This window comes from Rhodococcus chondri, assembly GCF_036327435.1.
Taxonomy (GTDB): domain Bacteria; phylum Actinomycetota; class Actinomycetes; order Mycobacteriales; family Mycobacteriaceae; genus Rhodococcus; species Rhodococcus chondri.
This window is the reverse complement of the sequence record NZ_JAUZMZ010000371.1, coordinates 1-1277: the sequence shown is the minus strand read 5'-3', so window position 1 is coordinate 1277 and position 1277 is coordinate 1. Positions and strand designations below refer to the sequence as shown.

The window sequence follows — 1277 nt, the reverse complement described above, 5'->3', positions numbered from 1 at the left end:
GACTTCCACCTCACCGGGCGCGAGTCCCTTTTCTATCTCCTCGGCGGCGGCGAGGTACGCGAGCAGCCCGCTCAGCGTGGCGTTGCCGCGTCCGGCGTAGGACGCGACGACGTCGGCGAAGGCGTCGAGGTGTTCACGACCGGCGATACCGCCGCGGCTGTCGACCCGTGCCTGCGCTTCGATGCCGATGCCCATAATGCGCTCGACCTCGGCGACGAGCTCGGTGAGGGGCTGACCGAGACGCTCGCGCAGCGACGCGAGTTCTTTGCCGAGTGCGGTGATACGTGCGTAGCCGAACGTCGAATACTGTTTGCGGTCCCCGGGATCGGAGATGGCGTCGGCGAGCCCGGCCTGATCGGCGTATTCGCCGGGCAGAGCCGAATCGAGGGCGTCGTCGAGCGCGTCCGGGTCGGTGACGGCACCCGAGACACCGAACCGTCCGGAGATCGCGAGCTCCTGCGCGCGTCGCCACAGCGCCTTCAGGTCGGCGGCGCCGAGCTGCCAGCGGGCACCGGTGAGTACACGCACCGCTGCGCTGCCGGCCATCGGGTCGGCCGCGAGCCGCAGCATCGCCAGGACATCCGCGACCTCGGGCGTGTGCAGCAGACCGCCGAGTCCGACGACTTCCACGGGCAATCCGCGGGCCCGCAGCGCCTCCGCGACGGGTGCGGCGTCGGCGTTGCGGCGCACCAGCACCGCGGCCGTCGGCGGTGGTGTCTCCGCCGCGAGCGCCGCGGCGTATTCGGCGGCGATGCGATCTGCGACCCACTCGCGTTCGGCTTCGACATCGGGAAGCAGCGCCAGCCGCACATCACCGTCGGTGGCGTCGGGGCGCGGTCGCAGTCGGCTCACCGTCACTCCGCGATCACGCAGCGGCTCGGACGACACATTCGCCAGTTCGAGGGCTTCGGGTGGATTGCGCCAGCTGGTGAGCAGTTCCAGCCTCGGCGCCGGGACACCGCCCGGCAACGCGAAGTCGGTCGCGAACCGTGGCAGGTTCGCTGCCGACGCCCCGCGCCAGCCGTAGATGGATTGCATGGGGTCGCCGACCGCGGTCACCGCGAGGTCGGGGTCCTGGCCTCCACCGAACAACGCGGACAGCAGAACCCGCTGGGCGTGCCCGGTGTCCTGGTATTCATCGAGCAACACCACCCGGAAGCGTTCGCGTTCGCTCAGCCCCACCTCCGGGTGGTCGCGGGCGACACGGGCGGCGAGCGACATCTGGCTGCCGAAGTCGAGTGCCCCTTCCCGGCGGAGCGTGTCGGCGAGTCGCTGCA

Annotated in this window: 1 protein-coding gene; it reads right to left on the bottom strand. The window is 71.0% G+C overall.

What is annotated here, in order from left to right:
- The coding region (locus tag Q8814_RS26185) for an ATP-dependent helicase (RefSeq protein WP_330154838.1) at positions 1-1277 on the bottom strand (1277 nt) is incomplete at both ends.